The sequence below is a fragment of the Micromonospora deserti genome (genome assembly GCF_003236335.1).
Taxonomy (GTDB): domain Bacteria; phylum Actinomycetota; class Actinomycetes; order Mycobacteriales; family Micromonosporaceae; genus Micromonospora; species Micromonospora deserti.
On record NZ_POUB01000499.1, the window covers coordinates 1 to 1,518 of the forward strand.

General features: G+C 76.4%; 2 protein-coding genes. One reads left to right on the forward strand and one right to left on the reverse strand.

Features of this window, described 5'->3' with window-relative positions; genetic code table 11:
- Nucleotides 1–617, reverse strand: a 617-nt coding sequence (locus C1I99_RS31525) for a TetR/AcrR family transcriptional regulator (protein ID WP_111137772.1), incomplete at its 3' end; no start/stop codon positions are given.
- Between the two features lie 227 nt (nt 618–844).
- Between C1I99_RS31525 and C1I99_RS31530 the strand changes: the two genes are divergently transcribed.
- The coding region (locus C1I99_RS31530) for an MFS transporter (RefSeq protein WP_146604111.1) at nt 845–1,518 on the forward strand (674 nt) is incomplete at its 3' end.

Below are 1,518 nucleotides of genomic sequence, written 5' to 3' on the forward strand. Positions count from 1 at the left end.
GTGGGGGCCAGGAGAGCGGCGAGGGTGGCGATGCGCAGCAGCTCGGCACGGCGGCGGCGGTCCACCTCGCCACCGAGGAACGGGGTCGAGTTCATCAGGCCGAACGCGGCGTGGGCCAGCACCCGGGCCTCGCCGTCGGGCAGGCCCGGGTGCAGCGCGGTCAGCACCGTCACCCACTCCTCGACGTACAGCCGTTGGAGCCGGCGGATCCGGCGGCGCGGCTCGTCCGGGAGCCGATCCAGTTCGTGCAGGTGCAGGGCGATCACCGCCGGGTTGGCCAGCGCGAAGTCGACGTGGAAGTCGATCAGCGACTCCAGCACGCCGCGCGGGTCGTCCGGGTGCCCGGCGGACCGCTCCCGGCCGCCGGCCAGCAGCCCCTCGCTGACCGGGATCAGCGCGGCGACCAGCATCGCCTCCTTGCCCGCGAAGTGGTGGTAGAGCGCCGGGCCGGTCACCCCGGCGGCAGCGCCGATGTCGTCCATCGAGACGCCGTGGTAGCCCCGCGCGGCGAAGAGACCGACCGCGATCTCCAGGATCTCGTCCCTACGGGACCGGCGCCGAACCGCCGCACCCGTGCCGCCGTCCGTCGTGCCCCGTGCCTGCTGCTCCACCGTCACCGGGCAAGCGTAGACCGCGCGCCACGCGCCGGGGAGACTCGGTTACCCGTCGGTTCGCCGCCCACCCGGGCCCATCCGGCCCGGCGGCCACGGCGACGGCCCGGTCCCAACCGCGTCCAGCGGCGACGGCGACGGCCGGTCCCAACCGCGTCCGGTCCCGCAAAGGCACGCCAGGCTCACGCCGGCCGCTTGACCCTCGACCCGGTCGAGCCACGAGGGTCGCCGGCATGACCGCACCACCGCTCGGCCGCGACTACCGGCTGCTCTGGTCCGCCGCCGTCTCCTCCCGCTTCGGCGACGCCCTGCGTACGCCGGCCCTGGCCCTGCTCGCCGCGGCGCTGACCCGCGACCCCCGGGTGATCGCCGCGGTGGCCGTTGCCGGTCACCTGCCGCCGCTACTGTTCGGCCTGCTCGGCGGCGTGTACGCGGACCGCTGGGACCGGCGGCGCACGATGGCGGCGGTGGACGGGTTGCGAGCCGCCGTGGTGGCCGCGCTGGCCGTCGCGGTCGCCGTCGACCGGGCCGGCGTCGTCCTGCTGCTGGCGGTCGCCTTCCTGCTCGCCGCGCTCGGCACCCTCTTCGACGCCGCCTCCTTCGCCCTGCTCCCGTCGGTGGTGCCCGCCGCCGCGCTACCCCGCGCCAACGGCCGCCTCCAGGCGGGGACGGCGGTGGCCGGCGGCTTCCTCGGCGCCCCCGCCGCCGGTCTCCTCTTCGCCCTCGCGCCCGCCGTCCCGTTCACCGTCGACGCCCTCACGTTCGCCGCCGCCGCCCTCCTCATCCTGGCCCTCACCGCCCCGGGAACTCCCCCCGCACGCACCACCGCTACCGCGCGATCTCGCACTTCCGGCTCCGGCGGAGCGGATGGAACGCCGCAGTCCACGCACCGCAAGATCGCGAGGGG